Genomic DNA, 21,341 nt, shown 5'->3' with positions numbered 1-21,341 from the left:
TGCCTCTTGTGACGCTCTGCGTCACGCTTGGGGACGCAGAGCGTCCGGGGCTGCGTTCCAACGCAGAGCGTGGGAACGATCAGAATGCTTGCCCGGCAGGCATAAAAAAACGCCGCTCATCTCACGATGGGCGGCGTTTTTTATGGCCTTGCAGCGTTAGGCTTGAACGACCGGGATCTTGGCGTTCGCAGCAGCTTCACGGAACTCGGCGATCTGGTCGAAGGACAGGTAGCGGTAGACATCGGCCGCCATGCTGTCGATCTTGCCAGCGTATTCCATGTACTCCTCGACGGTCGGCAGGCGACCCAGGATCGAAGCAACGGACGCGAGCTCGGCCGAGGCCAGGTAGACGTTCGCGCCGTCGCCCAGACGGTTCGGGAAGTTACGGGTCGACGTCGAGACCACGGTGCTGTTCGGCTCAACGCGTGCCTGGTTACCCATGCACAGCGAGCAGCCTGGCATTTCCATGCGAGCGCCAGCCTTGCCGTAGATGCCGTAGTAGCCTTCTTCGGTCAGTTGGTGAGCGTCCATCTTGGTCGGCGGCGACAGCCACAGACGGGTTGGCAGCTGACCCTTGACCTGATCCAGCAGTTTACCGGCAGCGCGGAAGTGACCGATGTTGGTCATGCACGAACCGATGAACACTTCGTCGATTTTCTCGCCAGCAACGCTGGACAGCAGACGGGCGTCGTCCGGATCGTTCGGCGCGCAGAGCACAGGCTCGTTGATCTCGGCCAGATCGATTTCGATGACTTCGGCGTATTCGGCGTCGGCATCGGCTTCCATCAGCTCAGGATTGGCGATCCAGGCTTCCATCGCTTGAGCACGACGTTCCAGGGTACGCGCATCGCCGTAGCCTTCGCCGATCATCCAGCGCAGCAGGGTGATGTTGGACTGCAGGTACTCGGTGATCGACTCTTTCGACAGCTTGATGGTGCAACCGGCAGCCGAACGTTCGGCCGAGGCGTCGGACAGTTCGAACGCCTGCTCCAGGGTCAGACCTTCCAGACCTTCGATTTCCAGGATGCGGCCGGAGAAGGCGTTTTTCTTGCCTTTCTTCTCGACGGTCAGCAGACCGTTCTGGATAGCGAAGTACGGAATGGCATGAACCAGGTCACGCAGGGTGATGCCAGGTTTCATCTTGCCTTTGAAACGCACCAGGATCGATTCCGGCATGTCCAGCGGCATGACGCCAGTGGCAGCGGCGAACGCGACCAGACCGGAACCGGCCGGGAACGAGATGCCCATCGGGAAACGGGTGTGCGAGTCACCACCGGTACCGACGGTGTCCGGCAGCAGCATGCGGTTCAGCCACGAGTGGATGATGCCGTCGCCCGGACGCAGGGAAACGCCGCCGCGGGTCATGATGAAGTCAGGCAGGGTGTGGTGGGTGGTCACGTCGATCGGCTTTGGATAAGCCGCGGTGTGGCAGAACGACTGCATCACCAGATCAGCGGAGAAGCCCAGGCACGCCAGGTCTTTCAGTTCGTCACGGGTCATTGGACCGGTGGTGTCCTGAGAACCCACGGTGGTCATCTTCGGTTCGCAGTAGGTGCCAGGACGCACGCCCTGGCCTTCTGCCAGACCGCAAGCCTTGCCGACCATTTTCTGCGCCAGGGTGAAACCCTTGGTGCTTTCAGCCGGAGCTTCCGGCTTCTTGAACAGGTCGAACGGCGGCAGACCCAATTCGGCGCGAGCCTTCTCGGTCAGGCCACGGCCGATGATCAGCGGGATACGACCGCCGGCACGGACTTCGTCCAGCAGCACCGGGGTTTTCATTTCGAAAGTGGTGATGACTTCGTCGGTACCGTGCTTGCAGACTTTGCCAGCGTGCGGGTACAGGTCGATCACGTCGCCCATGTTCATGTTCGACACGTCGAACTCGATTGGCAGGGCGCCGGCATCTTCCATGGTGTTGTAGAAGATCGGAGCGATCTTGCTGCCGAAGCAGAAACCGCCAGCGCGCTTGTTCGGCACGTACGGGATGTCGTCGCCGAAGAACCACAGCACCGAGTTGGTGGCCGATTTACGCGAGGAACCGGTACCGACCACGTCACCGACGTAGGCGATCGGGAAGCCCTGGCCGCGCATTTCTTCGATCTGCTTCATCGGGCCGGTCTTGCCTTGCTCGTCCGGAACGATGCCGTCACGGGCCATTTTCAGCATGGCCAGGGCGTGCAGCGGGATATCAGGACGCGACCAGGCGTCTGGCGCAGGGGAGAGGTCGTCGGTGTTGGTTTCGCCGGTGACCTTGAATACGCGCAGGCTGATCTTGTCGGCCAGCACCGGGCGCTTCTTGAACCACTCGCCGTCAGCCCAGGATTGCAGCACGGCCTTGGCGTGAACGTTGCCGTTCTTGGCTTTTTCGGCGACGTCGTGGAAGGCGTCGAACATCAGCAGGGTGTGCTTGAGTTCTTCGGCGGCGACTGGCGCCAGCTCGGCGTCGTCCAGCAGTTCAACGAGGGTGACGATGTTGTAGCCGCCCTGCATGGTGCCGAGCAGTTCTACAGCGCGTTTCTTGTCCAGCAGAGGGGAGGTGGCTTCGCCCTTGGCCAGGGCAGACAGGAAACCGGCCTTGACGTAAGCGGCTTCGTCCACTCCAGGCGGTACGCGATTGGTGATCAGGTCAACGAGGAAAGCTTCTTCGCCAGCCGGAGGGTTCTTCAGCAGCTCGATCAGGCCTGCTGTTTGTTCGGCGTTAAGCGGCTGGGGAACGATACCCAGGGCTGCACGCTCTTCGATATGTTTGCGGTAGGCTTCAAGCACAGTTATTACCCTCATCAGTGGTCCCAAATGGGTGTCCGGGACGCTCATCCCGAAATTGCCGTACTCATGCGCCTCACGACGTTGTGGGTCGTTCGGCCAGAATTACCGGCAATTCCTTACAGAAGCTGCTTTCAAAGTTTTACGCCTGCAGAACGGGGAGCTGATGAGGGTTGGCGTTGGGCTTTTCCCCGCTGGAAAAACCCTTCGCCAACACCGCTCTGAAGGAACGACTGTGCTCGTGACGCTTTGAAAACAGCTTCTAACGGACATTGGCGCCTTAAAAGGCTGGCTGATTCTACGGCAAAAAAAATTTAAAGGTAAGTCGCGCTCTATTGGACTTTCGTGGCAATCAGCGCGGCCGGAGCAAACCTGCGACGCCGGCGAGACCTTGCTGTTTGAGGGGTGATCAATGCCCGACAAAGGGCTAACATGCCGGCCTGTTCCGCGTTTCAGTGTTCTGCCCATTTATGCCCAATCAAACCATCAAGACCCCCTGCGTCGGCCTCTGCTCCACCGTTTACGGTGACCTGGTGTGCCGTGGCTGCAAGCGTTTCCACCACGAAGTGATCCATTGGAACGGGTACAACGAGGAGGAAAAGCGTGCGGTCTGGCTGCGTCTGGAGCAATTGCTGTCACAAGTGATGGCGAGCAAAGTCGAGATCTTCGATCCGGCGCGCCTGCGCGAGCAGCTCGAACAGCGCAAGATCCGCTTCGTACCGCATCAGTCGGAATATTGCTGGGCCTATCAGCTGATTGCCCGGGGCGCGCGGGTGATCATTAATCTTGAGGCGTACGGGATGGTGTTGCTGCCGGAGTTCCGCGACTGGAACCTGCCGGAACTGCGCGATGCCATTGATCGGGAATTCTTCCTGCTGTCGGAAGCGCATTATCAGCGCTACATCGCCCCGGGCTTCCTGAAAGACGCCTTCGGCGCCTGAACAGCAAAAGCTTCGCGAGCAGGCTCGCTCCCACAGGGAAATGCATTCCAGATGTGGGAGCGAGCCTGCTCGCGAAAGCGCCAGTCAGGCATGGCAATCCTCAGTGTTTTGCCGTCAATTCCACCAGATGATCCTCAACCTCCTGCGGCTTGAGCACCAGCACATCGCTTTCCAGCGTATCCAGCACCGCTTCAGCGGTATTGCCGATCAACGCGCCTGACAGACCACTGCGCGCCACCGTGCCAATCACCGTCACCGCCGCCTGCAGCTTGTGCGCCATGAACGGGATCAGCACATCTGCCGGGCCTTCCTCGACGTGCAGGTGCTCGTCATCGACATCGAACTCCGCCTGAAACGCCTGGCACTGCTCGCGGTATTTGGCTTCTATGGTCGATTTCAGCTGAAACGTCGGGTCCGCCGCCGAGAGCATCGGCGACGGATGCGCGGTAATCACATGCAGATGCGCCTTGGCCAGACTGGCGATGTCATAGCCGTGATCGATGATGGTGCTGTGCAAATGCCGGTGCTCACCGTCGGCATTGCCGACATCGACCGCAGCCAGAATCACTTTGTCCTTCCACGAACCGGCGGTTTTTACCAGCAGCACCGGGGTAGGGCAGTGGCGCAGCAGCTTCCAGTCGGCCGGGGTCAGCAGGGCCTTTTTCAGCGAGCTGTCGGGAAAATGCTGTTTGATCACCAGGCCGCATCCCTCAGCCTGCTGCACATCGATGATGGTTTCGTGCAGGCTCTCGTTCCACGCCTGTTCGGTGGTCACGCTATAGCCTTCGGCGAGCAATGCCGCCTTGAGCACGCTGAGCAGGCCGGCGTGGTCATGCTTCTTGTCGCACACCAATAGATGCAGGTGGGCCTGGGTGACACCGGCGATCAGCTTGGCGCGCTTGAGCGCCAGGCTTTCTGCATGTTCAGGTTCGATGACCACCAGAATGCTGCGAATGGCTTGCATGAGCGGAGTCTCCAGCAAAGAAAAGGCACGGCGTTGCACAACTATAGTTGCTACCCGAACGTCTGCGACTTGATGCATATCAACAGCCGCCGCTGGTGGTCTGCGGGCAGGCCGGTATAATCGGCGCCCTTCGCTCGAACACCTTTTACCGTGAGCCCCATGATCCTTCCCGAAATCCACGAATTCCTTGGCTGCCGCACGCCCGACGCCTGGGTCCAGGCGGCACTGGCCGATCAGGAAACCCTGCTGATCGATCACAAGAACTGTGAGTTCAAGGCCGCCAGCACGGCGCTGAGCCTGATTGCCAAGTACCACGCCCATGTCGACCTGATCAACATGATGTCGCGCCTGGCCCGGGAAGAACTGGTGCACCACGAGCAAGTCATGCGCATCATGAAGCGGCGCAAGATCGAACTGCGTCAGCTGCACGCCGGCCGCTACGCCTCGGGCCTGCGCAAAGTGGTGCGCAGCCATGAGCCGGTGAAACTGGTGGATACGCTGGTGGTTGGCGCTTTCATCGAAGCGCGCAGTTGCGAACGCTTTGAAGCATTGGTGCCGCATCTGGATGAAGAACTGGGCAAGTTCTATTTCGGTTTGCTGAAAAGCGAGGCGCGGCATTTTCAGGGTTATTTGAAGCTGGCCTATCAGTATGGTGATGCCAAGGATGTCGCGCAGGTGATCGACCGCGTCCGTGCGGCCGAGCAGGAACTGATCGAATCGCCGGACGAGGAATTCCGCTTCCACAGCGGTGTGCCCGCCTGAATTTGTTAAAAACTCTTAAGAGTATGAAACATCACCGAAAACCGGCCCGAGTGGCCGGTTTTTGCTGTCTGCCGTCATCGCCTGTTCGATGAATGCCAGCATAATATCGGCCCTTCCACGTTTGGCTTGGCAACGGTTGTTATGGATAACCTGGGTTTCGGCAAAGTTCTGCTGGTCGAAGACGATGAGCGTCTCGCCGCACTGATCGCACACTTTCTAGAACAACACGGCTACGAGGTGCGCACGGTACATCGCGGCGATCTCGCCATGGCTGCATTCCTGGAATTCAAGCCGAAAGTGCTGGTGCTCGACCTGATGTTGCCGGGGCAGAGCGGTTTGCAGGTCTGTCGGGAAATTCGCAGTGTCTCGGACACGCCGATCGTGATCCTCACCGCCAAGGAAGACGATCTCGATCACATCCTCGGTCTGGAGTCCGGCGCTGACGATTACGTGATCAAACCGATCAAACCGCCGGTATTGCTTGCGCGGCTACGGGCGCTGCAACGGCGGCAGACGCCGGACACCAGCGTGGTGAGTTTTCTTGAGTTCGGGCAATTGAGCATCGACCGCAGTTGCCGGGAAGTGCGCTTGGGCGGTGAGCTGATCGAGCTGACCACCATGGAGTTCGAATTGCTCTGGTTGCTCGCCAGCGCGGCGGGCAAGATTCTTTCCCGCGATGACATTCTCAATCGCATGCGCGGCATCGCTTTCGACGGCCTCAACCGCAGCGTCGACGTGTACATCAGCAAATTGCGCAACAAACTCAAGGACAATCCCCGCGAGCCGGTGTGCATCAAGACCGTGTGGGGCAAGGGCTATCTGTTCAATCCGTTCGCGTGGGAGCTGTAGATGCTGCGTTTGTTCCTCGGGCTGTTTCTGGTGATGACGGTGGGTCTGGTGCTGGCGTTGCAGACGGTCGAGCACACCTTCAACGCCTTGCTCGACAGCCAGACGCAGGATTACAACCGTGAAGCCGTGCGCGGTCAGGCGTGGTCGCTGGTCGATCATCTGCAAGGCCGCCAGGGCGCCGAGCGTGAACAGAAACTCGATTCATTGCGTGCGCACTACGGTCTGTCGCTGAGTCTGGTCGAGGCCGATCAACTGGCCCTGACACCGCAGGAAAATGCCGAGCTCGCGCGGAACCTGTTGGTGATCCGCGACGATTACACGCAGTTCATCAGCAACATCGATGGTGGCTCGCAATTGCTCAGCATCAAGCTGCCGCCGGAGCCTAGCCTGATGCCGTTCTACATCACCGCGGCGTACATGATGCTCGCAGTGCTGATCGGCATCGTCCTGTTTTTCTGGGTGCGCCCGCACTGGCGCGATCTGGAAAAGCTGCGGCTGGCGGCCGAGCGTTTCGGCGACAACGATCTGTCGGTGCGCATCCAGTTGTCGCGGCGCTCGAACATCCGCGATCTGGCCGAGCACTTCAATCTGATGGCGGCGCGCATCGAGGGCTTGATCGCCAATCAGCGCGAGCTGACCAATGCGGTGTCGCACGAATTGCGCACACCGATCGCGCGGCTGTCGTTCGAACTTGATCAGCTCAAACAGCAACCCGACGCGAGCCAGAATCGCGAGCTGATCGCCGACATGTATGCCGACCTTGGTGAGCTGGAGGAGATGGTCTCGGAATTGCTGACCTACGCCAGCCTCGAGCACGGCGCGACAGTGATCAAACGGGAGAATATTCATGCGGCCGACTGGCTCGACAGCGTCGTCGGCAGTGTGGCGCTTGAGGCCGAAGCAGTGGGCGTGCAGCTGTCGATCACCGATTGCCAGGTCGACACTGTAAGCATCGAACCGCGCTTCATGGCGCGCGCGGTGATCAACCTTCTGCGCAACGCCATTCGCTATGCCGAGCAGCGCGTTGAGGTGTCGCTGCTGCGCAACGGCAATGACTATGAAGTGCGGGTCAGCGATGACGGGCCGGGTGTGCCGCTGGAGGGACGGGAAAAAATCTTCGAACCGTTTTCGCGACTGGATGCCAGCCGCGACCGGCGCACCGGTGGTTTCGGACTGGGCCTGGCGCTGGTGCGGCGGGTGTCGCAGTCCCATGGCGGGCAGATTGAGGTTGGCGACTCGGTGTGGGGCGGGGCGTTGTTCAGGATGACCTGGGCGCATCTGGACTGATTGATATTGCCTGACCCGGCCCCTTCGCGAGCAGGCTCGCTCCCACAGGTGATCGCAATCCAAATGTGGGAGCGAGCCTGCTCGCGAAGGGCGCGGTTTTCAGCGGGTCACACCCAGTCGCTCATGCCACTGGGCGATCGATTCTTCAGGATATTCATCAAACTGCTGATCCTTCGGCTTGGCCTCCACCTCGACCCACGGCGCTTTCGAGCCAAGCATCAGGTGCGTGTGTTCCGGCGGCACCGGCAGTGGCGTGTCGATCGCCGAGGCGAATGGGTGAATCAGCTCTGGCCACTCCGGGCTGAACAGCCACAGGCCGCTGCCGCACAGCGAACAGAAGTGGCGCTCGGCGCTGCTGCGATGGGCGCGCTTGTCGCCGTCAGCTTTCATCTTCGCGTGATAAATGCTGATGTTTTTGCGCCCGCGAACCTTGAGAGTGGTCGCGTCGCCGCCAAGGTTGATCGCATAACCGCCGCCGCCCTGGGTCTTGCGGCAGATTGAGCAGTAGCAGCGTTGATAGGGATAAGGATGGGCGCTGTCGAGGCTGAACGTGACTTCGCCGCAATGGCAGGAGCCTTCGAGGTGCATGGTGCTCTCCTGTGTCTGAATGGTCCGCTTCAGCCTAGAACATTCTGCTGGATGCTTGCCGGTGTGATGCGACCGGCGGGCGCAGCGTCTAGCCCCAGTGTCCCCGCGATCCCATGGGGCGAGACTTTCGGAACCCGGCATGCAAGCGCTGTTGAACGAGATCCTTGACGCCGTCCGGCCCCTGATCGGGCAGGGCAAAGTTGCTGACTATATTCCCGCCCTCGGCACGGTACCGGCCAACCAGTTGGGCATCGCCGTGTACAGTAACGATGGCGAAATGTATTGCGCCGGCGACGCTGAAACGCCGTTCTCGGTGCAGAGTATTTCCAAGGTATTCAGCCTGGTGCAGGCCATCGATCATTCCGGCGAAGCGATCTGGGAGCGGCTTGGCCACGAGCCGTCCGGCCAGCCGTTCAACTCGCTGGTGCAACTGGAATTCGAGCGCGGCCGCCCGCGCAATCCGTTCATCAATGCCGGTGCGCTGGTGATCTGCGACATCAACCAGTCGCGCTTCGCCGCGCCGACACTGTCGATGCGCGACTTCGTCCGGCGTCTGTCCGGCAACCCGCAAATCATGATCGACGGCAAGGTCGCCGACTCCGAATACCAGCACCGCGCGCGCAATGCGGCGATGGCCTATCTGATGCAGTCGTTCGGCAACTTTCACAACGATGTCGAGGCGGTGTTGCGCAGCTATTTCAGCCACTGCGCACTGCGGATGAATTGCATCGATCTGGCCCGGGCGTTCTGCTTTCTGGCCAATGACGGGTTCTGCAAGCACAGCGGCGAGCAGATCCTGACGCGCCGCCAGACCCAGCAGGTCAATTCGATCATGGCCACCAGCGGTTTGTACGACGAGGCGGGCAATTTCGCCTATCGCGTCGGCTTGCCAGGCAAGAGCGGGGTCGGCGGCGGCATCGTTGCGGTGGTGCCGGGGCAGTTCAGCGTGTGCGTGTGGTCGCCGGAGTTGAACGCCGCCGGCAACTCGCTGGCGGGGATGGCAGCGCTGGAACTGCTGAGCTCGCGGATTGGCTGGTCGGTGTTCTGAAGACACACCACGATTTCCAGTGTGGGAGCGAGCCTGCTCGCGAAGAGGTCGGCACATTCAGCATTGATGTCGTCTGCTCGGACGCTTTCGCGAGCAGGCTCGCTCCCACCGGGTGCAGTGTTGCTTTGCAGGATCGTGTTCTATACATTTTCCGACCGCCCTCTGCATGGTGAATCCGCTTCATGTCTCTTGCGCTCGAACGTCTAGTCGCTGGCACGCCGATCCCTTTCGCTGGTAACCGTGTCACCGTGGTCAGCCCCGAACTGGCCGCGCGGTTTCAGCCCGGTGACCATCTGCTGGTCGAGCAGGTCAGTGGCGAGTTGTTGCTGATCCCCGTGGCCGATCAGCGGGCCGCCTCGGTGGCAATCGAGCGTGCGGCTGCGGCATTCACCGCGTTGTCGGCGGTGTCCGATGAAGCCATCAGCCAATTCTTCGACCTGTTTGCCCAGCGCCTGGAAAATCCTCAGTGCTGGACGCAGATCGAAGCCGCCAACCGCGCCGACATTGAGCGGGCCAAGGCGCGCGGTCGCTCGACCACACGCTTGCTCGCCGATGAACGCATGCGCCGCGACATGATCGCCGGGCTGCGCGCCTGGCGTGATGCGCCGCCCACGCGGGGCAAAGTGATCAGCAGTGTCGAGCACGACGGCTGGAAGGTTGAGCAAGTCGTCTCGCCGCTGGGCATCGTCGCGTTTGTATTCGAAGGCCGGCCCAACGTATTTGCCGACGCCGCCGGCGTGTTGCGCACCGGCAATACGGCTGTGCTGCGCATCGGCAGCGATGCGTTGGGCACTGCGCAAGCCATCGTCACTCACGCTTTGAACCCGGCGCTGGCCGAAGCCGGTTTGCCGGTGGGGGCGGTGTCGTTGGTCGAAAGTGTCAATCACGCCGCCGGTTGGGCGATGTTTGCCGATCGGCGTCTGTCGCTGGCGGTGGCGCGCGGCTCGGGCCGTGCGGTCAGCCAGTTGGGCAGCATTGCCCAGCAGGCCGGCACTGCCGTCAGCCTGCACGGCACCGGCGGCGCGTGGCTGATTGCCGACCGTGACGCCGACGCAACACGCTTCGCGGCGGTGGTGCGCAACTCGCTGGACCGCAAGGTCTGCAATACCCTCAACGTCTGCCTGATTCAGCGTGAACGCGCCATTGAGCTTGTGCCGCTGTTCCTCGAAGCTTTGAAAGACGCCGGTACTGCGCGCGGCCAAGGCTGCAAATTGCACATTGTCGCGGGCAGTGAAAGTTGCCTGCCAAGCGAATGGCAGAACGCAACAGTCGAGGTTTATCGCGCCGAGGGTTACCAGACCGAAGCGCTGGCCGAATCCCTGCCCGAGTCGGACCTGGGCCGCGAGTGGGAATGGGAAGAAACCCCGGAAGTCAGCCTGATGATTGTTGACGATCTGGATCAGGCGATTGCGCTGTTCAACCGTTACAGCCCGCAATTCACCGTGTCGTTGATCAGCGAGGATGCGGCGGTTCAGGAACGCTTCTACAACGCGGTGAATGCGCCGTTCGTAGGCAACGGCATCACCCGTTGGGTCGATGGCCAGTACGCGTTGAACAAGCCGGAACTGGGCCTTTCGAACTGGGAGAGCGGGCGCCTGTTTGCGCGCAGTGCGATTCTTTCCGGTGACGGCGTGTTCACCGTGCGCAGCCGGATGACTCAGGTTGATCTCACGGTAAAACGCTGATCTGTTGATCGTTCCCACGCTCCGCGTGGGAATGCAGCCCGTGACGCTCCGCGTCACTGGACGCAGAGCGTCCCTAGAGGCATTCCCACGCAGAGCGTGGGAACGATCACGGTGGGGAGTCAGGCAGCGTGGCTGGCTTGCGCGCTGATCGCGCAAGTCTCAGGCTGCTCGGCCAGCGGCACAAAGGTGCGACGATCGGAAGAGAGTGCGTCGATCGAACCGGTCTCGATGTCGTAAACCCAGCCATGCAGATTCAACCGGCCTTGCTCCTGGGCCAGGCGCACACTCGGGTGGGTCTGGATATTCGCCAGTTGCGCGATCACGTTCTCGCGCACCATCGAACTCAATTTCGCCGCGTCGCTGCCATGCACGCGCGCTTCGTTGACTACCTTCGCCGATTCGGCATGCTGCAGCCAGCCACTGACAGCGGGCAGGTGATCCATGCATTTGCACTGGGCAATTGCGGTCATCGCACCACAATCGGAGTGGCCGCAAATCACGATATCGGTCACCCCCAGCACTGCCACCGCATATTCCACCGTCGCCGACACCCCGCCCGGATGCGGGCTGTAGGAGGGCACGATATTGCCGGCGTTACGGATCACGAACAGCTCGCCGGGCTCTTGCTGGGTCAGCAGCTCAGGCACCACACGGCTGTCGGAACAGGTGATGAACAGCGTGCCGGGTTGCTGAGTCGTGGCCAGGTGTTTGAACAGTTCGCTGCGTTGCGGGAAGGCTTCGTTCTGGAATTTCAGGAAGCCGTCGATCAGGGCTTTCATGGCATGTCCTCGTGGCAGAAATGAGATGGCCCGCACGCAGGTTGCGGGCCGGGCGCATCAGAACGGACGCAGCGGCAGGAACTTGCCGTCGAGGGTCACCACGGCGCGGGAGCCGCCTTCCGGGTCTTCGACTTTCTTGATGTCCAGTTTGAAGTTGATCGCGCTGATGATGCCGTCACCGAACTGTTCATGAACCAGCGCTTTCAGCGTGGTGCCGTAGATCTGGATCATTTCGTAAAAACGGTAGATGGTCGGATCGGTCGGCACGCCGCTGAGGCTGCCGCGCAAAGGAATGATCTGCAGAGCGGCGACGTCATCTGCGCTGAGGTCAAGCTTGTTGCCGACCACTTGAGCAGCGTTTTCCGGCAAAGGATGCTGGCCGAGCAGGGCGGCGGTGACGTAGGCAAGGCTGAGGCCGGTGCCGTCAGCAAGATCCTGCCACGACAGATCTTTTTTCGCCTTGGCGTCGAGAACGCGGGTAGTCAGGGCCAGGCTGTTGTCGTTGTAGGCGTGGGACTGTTGCATGGTGTCACTCCTTTCAAGGTTTGGCTTGCTGTGTGGAAGCAATGTTGCGCCGGTTGATTCATAGCGTCCAAGATCGATATACAATGCTGCGCATAAGTCCTGCCTATAGATGGTGTGTTCATGCTGTTGCGACATTTGCGTTATCTGCTCGCCGTTGCCGATCACGGCGGCTTCACCCGCGCCGCCGAAGCGCTGCATGTATCGCAGCCGACGTTGTCGCAGCAGATCCGGCAGCTGGAAGAAACCCTCGGCGTCAGCCTGTTCGATCGCACCTCACGCACGGTGAAGCCGACGGATGCAGGCGCGGCTTACATTGAATGCGCACGGCGCGTACTGGTGGAGCTGGAGGCCGGACAGCGCGCCTTGCACGATGTGAAGGATTTGTCGCGCGGCACCCTGCGCCTGGCGATGACGCCGACGTTCATGGCGTATCTGGTCGGGCCGTTGGTGCGTGATTACAGGGCACGGTTTCCCGGGATTCATCTGGAAATCTTCGAGTTGTCGATGGACGACATCGAGGCCGGGCTGGCGGATGATTCGCTGGATGTCGCGATCGCGTTTACCCCGGTGCGCAATGCCGATATCGAATGCATACCAGCGTTTACCGAGACGCTGGGGATTATGGTCGGGCCTGGGCATCCGCTCTATGGCAGCCCTTCGGTGTTGACGCCGGCGGAATTGGCATCACTGGATTTCGCGTTGCTGGCGCCGGGCTTCATTACGCGGTTGTCGGTGGATGAGTATTTCCGTGAGCAGGGGATTACGCCGCAGGTACGGATCGAGGTGAATTCGGTGAGTACGCTGCTGGAAGTGGTGCGGCATGCGCCGCTGGCGACCATGCTGCCCGAGGCGATTGCCAGCGAAGACCGCGCGTTGCGCCGCTTGCGGGTCGAAGGTGAGGCGCCGCAGCGGGGGGCGGCGTTGTTGCGGCGCAGGAATAATTATCACAGCGCGGCGGCGTTGGCGTTTGTGGAACTGGTGCTCGGCATGAAAAGCCCCTCACCCTAACCCTCTCCCAGCGGGAGAGGGGACTGACCGAGGTGTTTGGTCAAGTTACGCCGACCTGAACGAGCTTCGTTGACTCATAATCGCCACGGTCATTCAGGTCTACGGTTGAGCTGAGGCAACTCGGTCGGCTCCCTCTCCCTCGGGAGAGGGCTGGGGTGAGGGGCGACGGGGGCACTCACGCCGCATAACTCAAAAGAACAACAAAGGGCCTGCTCCCAATCGGAAGCAGGCCCTTAGTCAAATAATCTACAACTCAATAAAACCGATCAATCACCCGAACTTCATTTTTGTTCTGCATCGAATCCCACGCCTGTTTCAGCGTTTGCAGCACATTGCCAATGAAGTCCTTGTCGGCCGCAGCCTTCTTGCCGACATAACCGTGGCCGCGGCGGTACATCTTCAGGCGGGCCAGCAGGTTCTGGTGGTTGCGGTCGAATTCTTCTTCGCCAGCGTGAGGCGAAAGGCAGTCAATGTGTACCTGCCCCGACTTGCTGATCCAGAGAATATGGCTGTCGTGGCTGTCTTTTTGCGCCGCGAACATACGAGCCAGTTCTTCGATGGTGGGTTGATTGTTCAGATTCATTGTTATGCCCCTTGACCAGTCTGGTGATCTTTCAAAGTTGATTCGCTAATACAGGTAGCCCATCGGTTAGTTGATCCCTGGCACCGAAACCAGGACGTCAGCGTTCGCCCGTGTGAAGTACGGGGTCGTGCATCTGTTGCATGTAGTCGTGTTGAATAACTGCTACGCAATAGCGTCACAACGAGGAGAAGCAGCGAAAACCGGGAGGCTCCTTGACGACAATCCAGTGTCGGCCACAAGCGTCTTGAGAATTTTCGCCAGCGCTTCTCGTCCTTGTACTGGACGTTCAGGCCAGGTCAGCTTCTTCAATCTGCCTTGTGGGCAGCGTGTATCCGGAAAAAACAACTCGGCGGTCAGACGAGTTTGCTCAAGCGTGTTACCAGTGTTCCCGATCGGGGAACGTCTTCATCATGCAAAAGCAAAACGACGCCGTCAACGGTTTTGTAGTGATTATTTTCAGGCACTACATATTGTCGGACAAAGCTGTTTTGGAATGAGAAAAGATCCGTTTCAACAACGTCGAGAAGGGAACCGCGATGCATTCAGCGAGTCGTCGGACGCGCCGTGCGTTTGCGCGTACCGGCGGTTTTGCTGGGCGTCGACTTACGCTTTTTCTTCCACGGCGCTGCGGCTTTGCCGGCAGGCGGCGGGCCGCTGATGGTCAGGCTGAGGGCGGAGCAGCGGGTGACCTGCTTGCTCATCCACGCGGCCTGTTTGGTAACGAATTCTTCCAGACTCATCTCGCCGCTCTGCACCATGTCCAGGGCCTGTTCCCAGATCGCCGTGGTGCCAGGGTCGGCGATCGCGCGAGGCACTGCGTCGATCAGGCTGAACGCGGCAGGTGTCGCCGCCAGCGCCTTGCCGTTCTTGACCAGATAACCGCGATCCAGCAGCCCTTGGATGATCGATGCGCGGGTGGCTTCGGTGCCGATGCCGGTGGTGTCCTTGAGTTTCTGTTTGAGCAGCGGATCCTCGACCAGTTTGGCGACGTTTTTCATCGCCTTGATCAGATCGCCTTCGGTGTAGGGTTTTGGTGGCTGCGTCCACAGATGCTTGAGATTCACTTTCGACACAGCGCATTCGACGCCTTGGCTGAGGGTCGGCAAGGTTTGCGGTGCTGGTGCTTCGCGGCCCCTGGCCGGTGCCAGTGCTTCGGGCAATGCGCGCTTCCAGCCCGCTTCGATGATCTGCTTGCCCACCGCGCGCAGGGCCTGCCCGTTGCAATCGAAATCGGCCTGGGTGCGATCGTATTCGTGATTGGGCAGGAACTGCGCCAGGTAGCGCGCGCGAATCAGTGTGTACACCGCACGATGCTTGCCGCTCAGGCGTTCAAGATTCTTCGCGGCGATGGTGGGAATGATGCCGTGGTGAGCGCTGACCTTGGCGTCATTCCACGCCCGCGAGCGCCTTTGCGGTTCGAGATAACCCTGCAAGGCTTCAAGGCTCGGATCGGCCTGGCGCAACGCTGTGAGGATCGATGGCGCCTCACTGTGTTGGCTCAAGGGCAGAAAGCCGCAATCACTGCGCGGATAGGTGATGACTTTGTAGGTTTCGTAAAGGGCCTGGGCGATGTCGAGGGTTTCCTGCGCGCCAAGGCCAAGCTTTTTCGAGCAGACTTCCTGCAAGGTGCCAAGATCGAAGGGCAGCGGCGCCACTTCGCGCATGCGCTCGGTCTTCAGCTTGATCACCCGTGCGCTGTCAGCACTGCTGATCGCCGCCGCTGCCTGTTGCGCCAACGCCTGATTCAGGCAGCGATCCTGATCATCACAAACGTCCGACGGCGCGCGCCATTGCGCGGTAAACGCCGTTCCGTTGTGCAGCAAATCCACGTCGATTGCCCAGAACGGTACGGGGACGAAATCGGCGATGCTGCGGTCGCGGTCGACCACCAGTCGCAGGGTGGGCGTTTGTACTCGTCCTACCGGCAACACGCCCTGATAACCCGACTGACGGCCCAGCAAGGTGAACAGTCGGCTCATGTTCATGCCGATCAACCAGTCCGCCCGCGAACGGCCCAGCGCCGAGTGATACAGGCTGAACGTTTCTGCTCCGGGCTTCAGTGCGCCCAGTGCCTTGCGAATCGACGCCTCGTCCAGTGCCGACAGCCACAAACGGCGGATCGGCCCGCGATAGCGGCAGTGCTCGACCAGTTCCCGGGCGATCATCTCGCCCTCACGGTCGGCATCGGTGGCGATGATCAGTTCGCTGGCATCGCCGAGCAGGCGCTTTACCGCTTTGTACTGGCTGGCAGTGCGCGGCTTGACGGTCATTTTCCACTTGTCCGGAATGATCGGCAGATCGGCCAGCACCCAGCGTTTGTAGCGCGCGTCGTAGGCGTCCGGCGGCGCGGTTTCGAGCAAATGGCCGATGCACCAGGTCACTGTGACGTCCGTCCCCAACCAGCAGCCGTCGCCGCGACGCTTGGCGCCGAGTACGGCCGCAATGTCTTTGGCCTGGGAAGGTTTTTCACAGAGGTACAGCCGCATAGCTACCATCGCTGGTTGGTGTGTGGAGAGGGCACAGGATGGCGGGAGTTCGCGGCGGGAGCAACTTTTATCTGTATGGATATACAGATAAAAGCGTTGCAGGAGGTTTAGCCGTTCGGCCGTAATCCAGTCGAGCTGCGCAACCATCAGCTATACCTGAACCGGTCTCTTCGCTGTGCTCAGGAGAACCTCATGAAAAGCCCCAGTCCCGTGATCAGCCTGGAACAACTTGCCGGCTGCCTGCTGGTGAAGTTCCACGGCATCCAGGTCGCCGCGTCCTCTCACGCGATGATCCTCAACGAAGCCAACTATCCGCCGGTGTACTACATCCCGCGCGAAGACATCGACGAAAAATACTTCGCCCGCACCGACCACACCAGCTATTGCCCATACAAAGGTGACGCCAATTACTTCAGCCTGCAGGTGCCAGGGCATGAGGGCGCCAATGCGGTGTGGACTTACGAACATCCAAAGGTTTCAGTCGCACCGATCCGCAACTACGTGGCGTTTTATCCGGACCAGGTGAAATTCGAAGTGATCAAACCGGACGTCTGAAGCAAAAAATGGCGAGAGAATCGCTTCCCTCGCCATTGTTGTCAGCGGGTTTTTCAGTTTTTATCGAGATCGATATTCTTCGTCTCACGCAGACAGACCATCCCCACCACCAGGCTCACCCCGGTAATCAATACCGGATACCACAGCCCGTAGAAGATATCCCCGGTGTACACCACCAGCGCAAACGACACGGTGGGCAGGAAGCCGCCGAACCAGCCGTTGCCGATGTGATAGGGCAGCGACATCGAGGTGTAGCGAATGCGGGTCGGGAACAGTTCGACCATCAACGCGGCCAGCGGGCCGTAGCACATGGCCGAGATGATGATCAGCGCGACGATCAGGGCGACGATCATCGGTTTGTTGATCTGCTGCATATCGGCTTGTTGCGGGTAGCCGGCGAGGGTGATCGCGCCGCGCAGTGCCGCCTCATCGAAACCATCCAGCTTCACGTCGCCGACACTCACTTGCACGGCGCTGCCCGCAGGTGCAGCGACGCTGGAGTAGGGCAGGCCTTGCTTGACCAGGAAGGTCTTGACCTTGTCGCACGGGCTGTCGAATTTGGCCTTACCCACCGGATCGAACTGGAACGTGCAAGTGGCGGGATCGGCGAGGACGGTGATCGGTGCCTGACGGCTGGCCTGATCGATCGCCGGGTTGGCGTAGTGGGCCAGGGATTTGAAGATCGGAAAGTACAGCGCGGTGGCCAGCAGCAGGCCGAGCATCAGCACCGGTTTGCGCCCGACCTTGTCCGAGAGCCAGCCGAAAAAGATGAAGAATGGCGCGCCGATCACCACGCTGATGATCAACAGGCTGTTGGCCACCGCCGGGTCCATTTTCAGGAACTGGGTGAGGAAGAACAGCACATAGAACTGCGCGGCGTAGAAGGTCACTGCTTGCCCGGCATTGATGCTGAACAGGGCGATCAGCACGACTTTGAGGTTTTCCCATTTGCCGAAGGATTCGCGGATCGGCGCCTTCGAGGTTTTGCCTTCTTCCTTCATTTTCAGGTAGGCCGGCGACTCGTGCAGGCTCAGGCGAATCCAGGTGGAAATGCCCAACAGGACGATCGACAGCAGGAACGGAATGCGCCAGCCCCAGACTTCAAACTGGTCGCCGGTGAAGTAGCGGCAACCGAGCACTACCAGCAGCGAGAGCAACAGGCCGAGGGTCGCGGTGGATTGAATCCAGCTGGTGTGGAAGCCACGTTTGCCGATAGGCGCATGTTCGGCCACGTATGTCGCCGCACCGCCGTATTCGCCACCGAGCGCCAGGCCCTGAAGCATGCGCAGCACCACCAGAATGATCGGCGCGGCGATGCCGATGCTGGCGTAGGTCGGCAGCAGGCCGACGCAGAACGTCGCCACGCCCATCAGAATGATCGTCGCCAGAAAGGTGTATTTGCGCCCGATCATGTCACCCAGACGGCCGAATACCAACGCACCGAACGGCCGTACGATGAAGCCGGCGGCGAACGCCATGAGCGCGAAGATGAACGCCGTGGTGTCATTGACCCCGGCAAAAAACTGCTTGCTGATCACTGCCGCGAGGGCGCCGTAGAGGAAGAAGTCATACCACTCGAACACCGTCCCGAGTGATGAAGCGAAGATGACTTTCTGCGTGGCGTTGCTGGTCTCGGCGCTGCCCGCAGCGTCCAGCGGCTGAACGTGTTCTGACATATCGGTATCCCTCACAGTGATTGTTTTTGTTGTTCCACTGGTGTTGCGTGTCCGGTAATGCGCGATGCCTGAGTCTGGTGATGATTGCTGTGGGAGCGAGCCTGCTCGCGAAAGCTTTTTGTCAGTTAACTCCTAGGCTGAGTGAGCTACCGCATTCGCGAGCAGGCTCGCTCCCACAGGGGAGATATCTGCAGATCTGGACAAAATCAGTTGTGCCGCCTTCTCGGCAATCATCAGCGTAGGCGAACAGGTGTTGCCCGAGGTAATTCTCGGCATGATCGACGCATCGGCAACGCGCAGACCCGGCACACCATGCACGCGCAATTGCGCATCGACCACCGCGTCACCGTCATTGCCCATGCGGCAGGTGCCGACCGGATGGAAAATCGTCGTGCCGATCTTCGCCGCCGCTTCATGCAATTGTTCTTCGCTTTGCAAGCTGTCGCCGGGCAGGTATTCGACCGGTTTGAACGCTTGCAGGGCAGGGGCGCTGACGATGCGCCGGGTCAGGCGAATGGCATCGGCGGCGACGCGCAGATCTTCTGGATGGCTGAGGTAATCGGGCTGGATCAGCGGCGCCGCTTGCGGATCGGCCGAACGAATCTCGATGCGTCCACGGCTCTGCGGGCGCAGGTCGCACACCGAGGCGGTGAACGCCGGGAAGCTGTGCAGCGGCTCACCAAAACGCTCCAGCGACAGCGGTTGCACGTGATATTGCAGGTTCGCCGAGGTTTGCTCGGGACCGGAGCGGGCGAATGCGCCCAACTGACTCGGCGCCATCGACAACGGCCCGCTACGGTCATACAAATAACGCAGGCCCATGCCCATCTTGCCCCACACGCTGCCGGCGATCTGGTTCAGGGTGCGGGCGTTTTCCAGTTTGTAGATCAGGCGCAATTGCAGGTGATCCTGCAGGTTACCGCCGACGCCGGGCAGCTCATGAATCACGCCGATGCCCAAGCGTTCGAGCAGCGGCCGCGGACCGATGCCGGAGCGCTGCAGAATGCTCGGCGAGCCGACTGAACCGGCGCACAAAACAATCTCCTTGCGCGCCTTGAACTGTTTGATCTGACCTTCATGCTGCGCGCTGACTTTCGCCGCGCGGCCGTTCTCCAGCAACACACGATCAACCTCGACGCCGGTCAGCACGGTCAGGTTCGCCCGGCTGCGCAGCGGTTTCAAAAAGGCCTTGGCCGCGTTCCAGCGTACCCCGGCTTTCTGGTTGACCTGAAAGTAACCGCAGCCCTCGTTGTCGCCTTGGTTGAAGTCATTGATGCTGGCGATGCCGCTTTGCTCGGCAGCGCTGCGAAAGGCATCCAGAATCGGCCACGACAGGCGCTGCTGTTCGACCCGCCATTCACCCTGATCGCCATGAAATTCAGCGCCGCCGGCAAAGTGGTTTTCGCTCTGTTTGAACAGCGGCAGCACATCCTTCCAGGCCCAGCCCGGATTGCCTGCGGCCGCCCAGCCGTCATAGTCGCCGGCCTGGCCGCGCATGTAGATCATGCCGTTGATCGACGAACAGCCGCCCAGCACCTTGCCGCGCGGATAACTCAGCGCGCGGCCATTGAGGCCCGGTTGTTGTTCGGTTTTGAAGCACCAGTCGGTGCGCGGATTACCGATGCAGAACAGGTAACCCACAGGAATGTGAATCCAGGCGTAGTTGTCGCGTCCGCCGGCTTCGAGCAGCAACACCCGTTGCTGTGGATCCGCAGAGAGCCGGTTGGCCAGCAAGCAACCGGCGGGGCCGGCGCCGACCACGATGTAGTCGAATTCATCCAGGGACGTCTGCATGCCCTGACCTCGCTTTTTGTTTTTATTGTCGGACACTCTAGTTGTTAGCTTTCGTTAAAAGAATGTTAGTTTTTGCGCAGCCGCTGTGCGTTTTCAAACAGCGTGCAACGACGATAGCCGACAAGGACTTGCCATGTTCGACTGGAACGACCTGCGCTTTTTTCTCGAGCTGCAACGCAGCGGCCGCCTGCTCACTGCCGCGCGCCGGCTCAACACCACCCACGCGACAGTGGCGCGGCATATTGAATCGATCGAGAAAAGCCTCGGCACTGCGCTGTTCGTCCAGCACGCCCAGGGCTATGAAATGACCCCGGCGGGGGAGGCGCTGCTCAAGCACGCCGAAGCGATGGAAAACGTCGCGCTGCTGGCGCAGGAAGAAATCACCCAGTCCACCGCGCCGCTGGGCAAGATCCGCGTCGGCGTCACCGAAGGCCTCGGCATCAAGTTTCTCGCCAGTCGCATGATTGGCTTGTTCGAGCGTTATCCGGGATTGGAGGTGGAACTGGTCGCCGTGCCGCGCTTCGTCAGCATCCTCAACCGCGAAGCGGAGATCAGCATCCACCTCGAACGGCCATCCGCCGACATGCTGGTCACGCGCAAGCTCACTGACTATCGGCTCGCGCTTTACGCCAGCCAGACCTACCTCGACAAAGCGCCACCGCTGCATAGCCGCGAAGACCTGGGCCGACATGCGTGGATCGGTTACGTTGACGACCTGCTGTTCAGTCAGGAACTGATGTTCCTCAACAGCTTCTGCCGCAGCCCGCGCGTGGTCTTTCACAGCACCAGCGTCATCGCCCAGCAGGAAGCGGCGCGCTCGGGGTTGGGCATCGCCGTGCTGCCGTGTTACATGGCCGCGTCCGACCCGGATCTGGTGGCGCTGCTGCCGGATGAAAGCATCGAACGCAGCTACTGGATCAGCACGCGGCGGGAGTTGCACAAATCGGTGCGGCTGCGGGTGGTCTGGGATTATGTGGTGGGGTTGTGTGAGGCAGAGCAGGGGTTGTTGCTGGGAAGATCTCAGGTTGGCTCCTCTTTTGCTTGAAAG

At 60.5% G+C, this 21,341-nt stretch carries 18 protein-coding genes; 9 read left to right on the top strand and 9 right to left on the bottom strand.

Annotated features, from left to right (window positions below; translation table 11 throughout):
- Positions 1-156: 156 nt before the first annotated feature.
- Entirely contained in the window at positions 157-2,766 is a 2,610-nt protein-coding gene (gene acnB, locus J2Y39_RS08235; protein WP_039763151.1) for a bifunctional aconitate hydratase 2/2-methylisocitrate dehydratase, read from the bottom strand.
- 467 nt (positions 2,767-3,233) lie between these two features.
- Between acnB and J2Y39_RS08230 the strand changes: the two genes are divergently transcribed.
- Positions 3,234-3,704, top strand: coding sequence for a DUF1289 domain-containing protein (locus J2Y39_RS08230; RefSeq protein ID WP_024013275.1), 471 nt, complete (start codon positions 3,234-3,236; stop codon positions 3,702-3,704).
- A gap of 100 nt (positions 3,705-3,804) precedes the next feature.
- Here the strand turns inward: J2Y39_RS08230 and J2Y39_RS08225 are convergent, their stop codons facing one another.
- The gene (locus J2Y39_RS08225; protein WP_310216582.1) at positions 3,805-4,668 is read right to left on the bottom strand and encodes a universal stress protein; all 864 of its coding nucleotides are present in this window, start codon (positions 4,666-4,668) and stop codon (positions 3,805-3,807) included.
- A gap of 159 nt (positions 4,669-4,827) precedes the next feature.
- Between J2Y39_RS08225 and J2Y39_RS08220 the strand changes: the two genes are divergently transcribed.
- The 3 genes from J2Y39_RS08220 (at position 4,828) to J2Y39_RS08210 (ending at position 7,566) form a co-directional block, all read left to right on the top strand.
- Positions 4,828-5,430 carry a tRNA-(ms[2]io[6]A)-hydroxylase gene (locus J2Y39_RS08220; protein WP_073471188.1) on the top strand — a complete coding sequence of 201 codons (603 nt, stop codon included), beginning with the start codon at positions 4,828-4,830 and terminating at the stop codon, positions 5,428-5,430.
- A 141-nt stretch (positions 5,431-5,571) separates the two neighbouring features.
- Complete coding sequence (locus J2Y39_RS08215) at positions 5,572-6,279, top strand: winged helix-turn-helix domain-containing protein (protein WP_310216578.1); 708 nt, start codon at positions 5,572-5,574, stop codon at positions 6,277-6,279.
- A complete protein-coding gene (locus J2Y39_RS08210; protein WP_310216575.1) occupies positions 6,280-7,566 on the top strand; it encodes an ATP-binding protein in 1,287 nt (428 codons plus the stop codon).
- Between the two features lie 99 nt (positions 7,567-7,665).
- Here J2Y39_RS08210 and J2Y39_RS08205 read toward each other — a convergent pair whose 3' ends face one another.
- Positions 7,666-8,154, bottom strand: coding sequence for a GFA family protein (locus tag J2Y39_RS08205; protein WP_137214906.1), 489 nt, complete (start codon positions 8,152-8,154; stop codon positions 7,666-7,668).
- 139 nt (positions 8,155-8,293) lie between these two features.
- On the opposite strand from J2Y39_RS08205, the gene glsB reads away from it, so the two are divergent.
- Both glsB and J2Y39_RS08195 read left to right on the top strand, forming a co-directional pair.
- Positions 8,294-9,202: a glutaminase B gene (gene glsB / locus J2Y39_RS08200; protein WP_024013269.1), complete on the top strand. Its 909-nt coding sequence runs from the start codon at positions 8,294-8,296 to the stop codon at positions 9,200-9,202.
- A gap of 182 nt (positions 9,203-9,384) precedes the next feature.
- On the top strand, positions 9,385-10,887 hold the full coding sequence (locus tag J2Y39_RS08195) for an aldehyde dehydrogenase family protein (protein WP_310216571.1): 1,503 nt from the start codon (positions 9,385-9,387) through the stop codon (positions 10,885-10,887).
- A gap of 119 nt (positions 10,888-11,006) precedes the next feature.
- Here J2Y39_RS08195 and J2Y39_RS08190 read toward each other — a convergent pair whose 3' ends face one another.
- Both J2Y39_RS08190 and cynS read right to left on the bottom strand, forming a co-directional pair.
- Positions 11,007-11,666 (bottom strand): carbonic anhydrase, encoded by a 660-nt coding sequence (locus tag J2Y39_RS08190; RefSeq protein WP_252878442.1) that lies wholly within the window; start codon positions 11,664-11,666, stop codon positions 11,007-11,009.
- A 57-nt stretch (positions 11,667-11,723) separates the two neighbouring features.
- Complete coding sequence (gene cynS, locus J2Y39_RS08185; protein WP_310216566.1) at positions 11,724-12,191, bottom strand: cyanase; 468 nt, start codon at positions 12,189-12,191, stop codon at positions 11,724-11,726.
- Between the two features lie 120 nt (positions 12,192-12,311).
- On the opposite strand from cynS, the gene cynR reads away from it, so the two are divergent.
- Positions 12,312-13,199 (top strand): transcriptional regulator CynR, encoded by an 888-nt coding sequence (cynR, locus tag J2Y39_RS08180; protein WP_095180244.1) that lies wholly within the window; start codon positions 12,312-12,314, stop codon positions 13,197-13,199.
- Between the two features lie 253 nt (positions 13,200-13,452).
- On the opposite strand, the gene J2Y39_RS08175 is transcribed toward cynR, so the two are convergent.
- Together J2Y39_RS08175 and J2Y39_RS08170 are read right to left on the bottom strand one after the other, a co-directional pair.
- Entirely contained in the window at positions 13,453-13,782 is a 330-nt protein-coding gene (locus J2Y39_RS08175) for a hypothetical protein (RefSeq protein ID WP_056789230.1), read from the bottom strand.
- Between the two features lie 542 nt (positions 13,783-14,324).
- The gene (locus J2Y39_RS08170; RefSeq protein ID WP_310216563.1) at positions 14,325-16,268 is read right to left on the bottom strand and encodes a DNA topoisomerase III; all 1,944 of its coding nucleotides are present in this window, start codon (positions 16,266-16,268) and stop codon (positions 14,325-14,327) included.
- A gap of 192 nt (positions 16,269-16,460) precedes the next feature.
- Here J2Y39_RS08170 and J2Y39_RS08165 point away from each other — a divergent pair, with 192 nt between their 5' ends.
- Positions 16,461-16,823: a DUF427 domain-containing protein gene (locus J2Y39_RS08165; protein WP_310216559.1), complete on the top strand. Its 363-nt coding sequence runs from the start codon at positions 16,461-16,463 to the stop codon at positions 16,821-16,823.
- Positions 16,824-16,876: 53 nt separating this feature from the next.
- On the opposite strand, the gene J2Y39_RS08160 is transcribed toward J2Y39_RS08165, so the two are convergent.
- Both J2Y39_RS08160 and J2Y39_RS08155 read right to left on the bottom strand, forming a co-directional pair.
- Positions 16,877-18,499 (bottom strand): MFS transporter, encoded by a 1,623-nt coding sequence (locus tag J2Y39_RS08160; RefSeq protein WP_252884387.1) that lies wholly within the window; start codon positions 18,497-18,499, stop codon positions 16,877-16,879.
- 132 nt (positions 18,500-18,631) lie between these two features.
- Positions 18,632-20,293, bottom strand: a complete 1,662-nt coding sequence (locus J2Y39_RS08155; RefSeq protein ID WP_150635035.1) for a GMC family oxidoreductase — start codon at positions 20,291-20,293, stop codon at positions 18,632-18,634.
- Positions 20,294-20,426: 133 nt separating this feature from the next.
- Between J2Y39_RS08155 and J2Y39_RS08150 the strand changes: the two genes are divergently transcribed.
- On the top strand, positions 20,427-21,338 hold the full coding sequence (locus J2Y39_RS08150) for a LysR family transcriptional regulator (RefSeq protein WP_252867784.1): 912 nt from the start codon (positions 20,427-20,429) through the stop codon (positions 21,336-21,338).
- Positions 21,339-21,341: the final 3 nt, after the last annotated feature.

It is taken from the genome of Pseudomonas sp. 2957 (genome assembly GCF_031456345.1).
Lineage (GTDB): Bacteria > Pseudomonadota > Gammaproteobacteria > Pseudomonadales > Pseudomonadaceae > Aquipseudomonas > Aquipseudomonas siliginis.
Note: the sequence above shows the minus strand (reverse complement) of the source record. Positions and strands in the feature narration are given on the sequence as shown.

Excerpts from the sequence above, each read along its gene's own strand:
- J2Y39_RS08220 (WP_073471188.1), top strand. The coding sequence starts at position 4,828 with ATGATCCTTCCCGAAATCCACGAATTCCTTGGCTGCCGCACGCCCGAC.
- glsB (WP_024013269.1), top strand. The coding sequence starts at position 8,294 with ATGCAAGCGCTGTTGAACGAGATCCTTGACGCCGTCCGGCCCCTGATC.
- J2Y39_RS08205 (WP_137214906.1), bottom strand. The coding sequence starts at position 8,154 with ATGCACCTCGAAGGCTCCTGCCATTGCGGCGAAGTCACGTTCAGCCTC.
- J2Y39_RS08190 (WP_252878442.1), bottom strand. The coding sequence starts at position 11,666 with ATGAAAGCCCTGATCGACGGCTTCCTGAAATTCCAGAACGAAGCCTTC.
- J2Y39_RS08225 (WP_310216582.1), bottom strand. The coding sequence starts at position 4,668 with ATGCAAGCCATTCGCAGCATTCTGGTGGTCATCGAACCTGAACATGCA.
- J2Y39_RS08160 (WP_252884387.1), bottom strand. The coding sequence starts at position 18,499 with ATGTCAGAACACGTTCAGCCGCTGGACGCTGCGGGCAGCGCCGAGACC.
- J2Y39_RS08195 (WP_310216571.1), top strand. The coding sequence starts at position 9,385 with ATGTCTCTTGCGCTCGAACGTCTAGTCGCTGGCACGCCGATCCCTTTC.
- J2Y39_RS08175 (WP_056789230.1), bottom strand. The coding sequence starts at position 13,782 with ATGAATCTGAACAATCAACCCACCATCGAAGAACTGGCTCGTATGTTC.
- J2Y39_RS08210 (WP_310216575.1), top strand. The coding sequence starts at position 6,280 with ATGCTGCGTTTGTTCCTCGGGCTGTTTCTGGTGATGACGGTGGGTCTG.
- J2Y39_RS08155 (WP_150635035.1), bottom strand. The coding sequence starts at position 20,293 with ATGCAGACGTCCCTGGATGAATTCGACTACATCGTGGTCGGCGCCGGC.
- J2Y39_RS08170 (WP_310216563.1), bottom strand. The coding sequence starts at position 16,268 with ATGCGGCTGTACCTCTGTGAAAAACCTTCCCAGGCCAAAGACATTGCG.
- J2Y39_RS08150 (WP_252867784.1), top strand. The coding sequence starts at position 20,427 with ATGTTCGACTGGAACGACCTGCGCTTTTTTCTCGAGCTGCAACGCAGC.
- J2Y39_RS08165 (WP_310216559.1), top strand. The coding sequence starts at position 16,461 with ATGAAAAGCCCCAGTCCCGTGATCAGCCTGGAACAACTTGCCGGCTGC.
- cynR (WP_095180244.1), top strand. The coding sequence starts at position 12,312 with ATGCTGTTGCGACATTTGCGTTATCTGCTCGCCGTTGCCGATCACGGC.
- cynS (WP_310216566.1), bottom strand. The coding sequence starts at position 12,191 with ATGCAACAGTCCCACGCCTACAACGACAACAGCCTGGCCCTGACTACC.
- J2Y39_RS08215 (WP_310216578.1), top strand. The coding sequence starts at position 5,572 with ATGGATAACCTGGGTTTCGGCAAAGTTCTGCTGGTCGAAGACGATGAG.
- J2Y39_RS08230 (WP_024013275.1), top strand. The coding sequence starts at position 3,234 with ATGCCCAATCAAACCATCAAGACCCCCTGCGTCGGCCTCTGCTCCACC.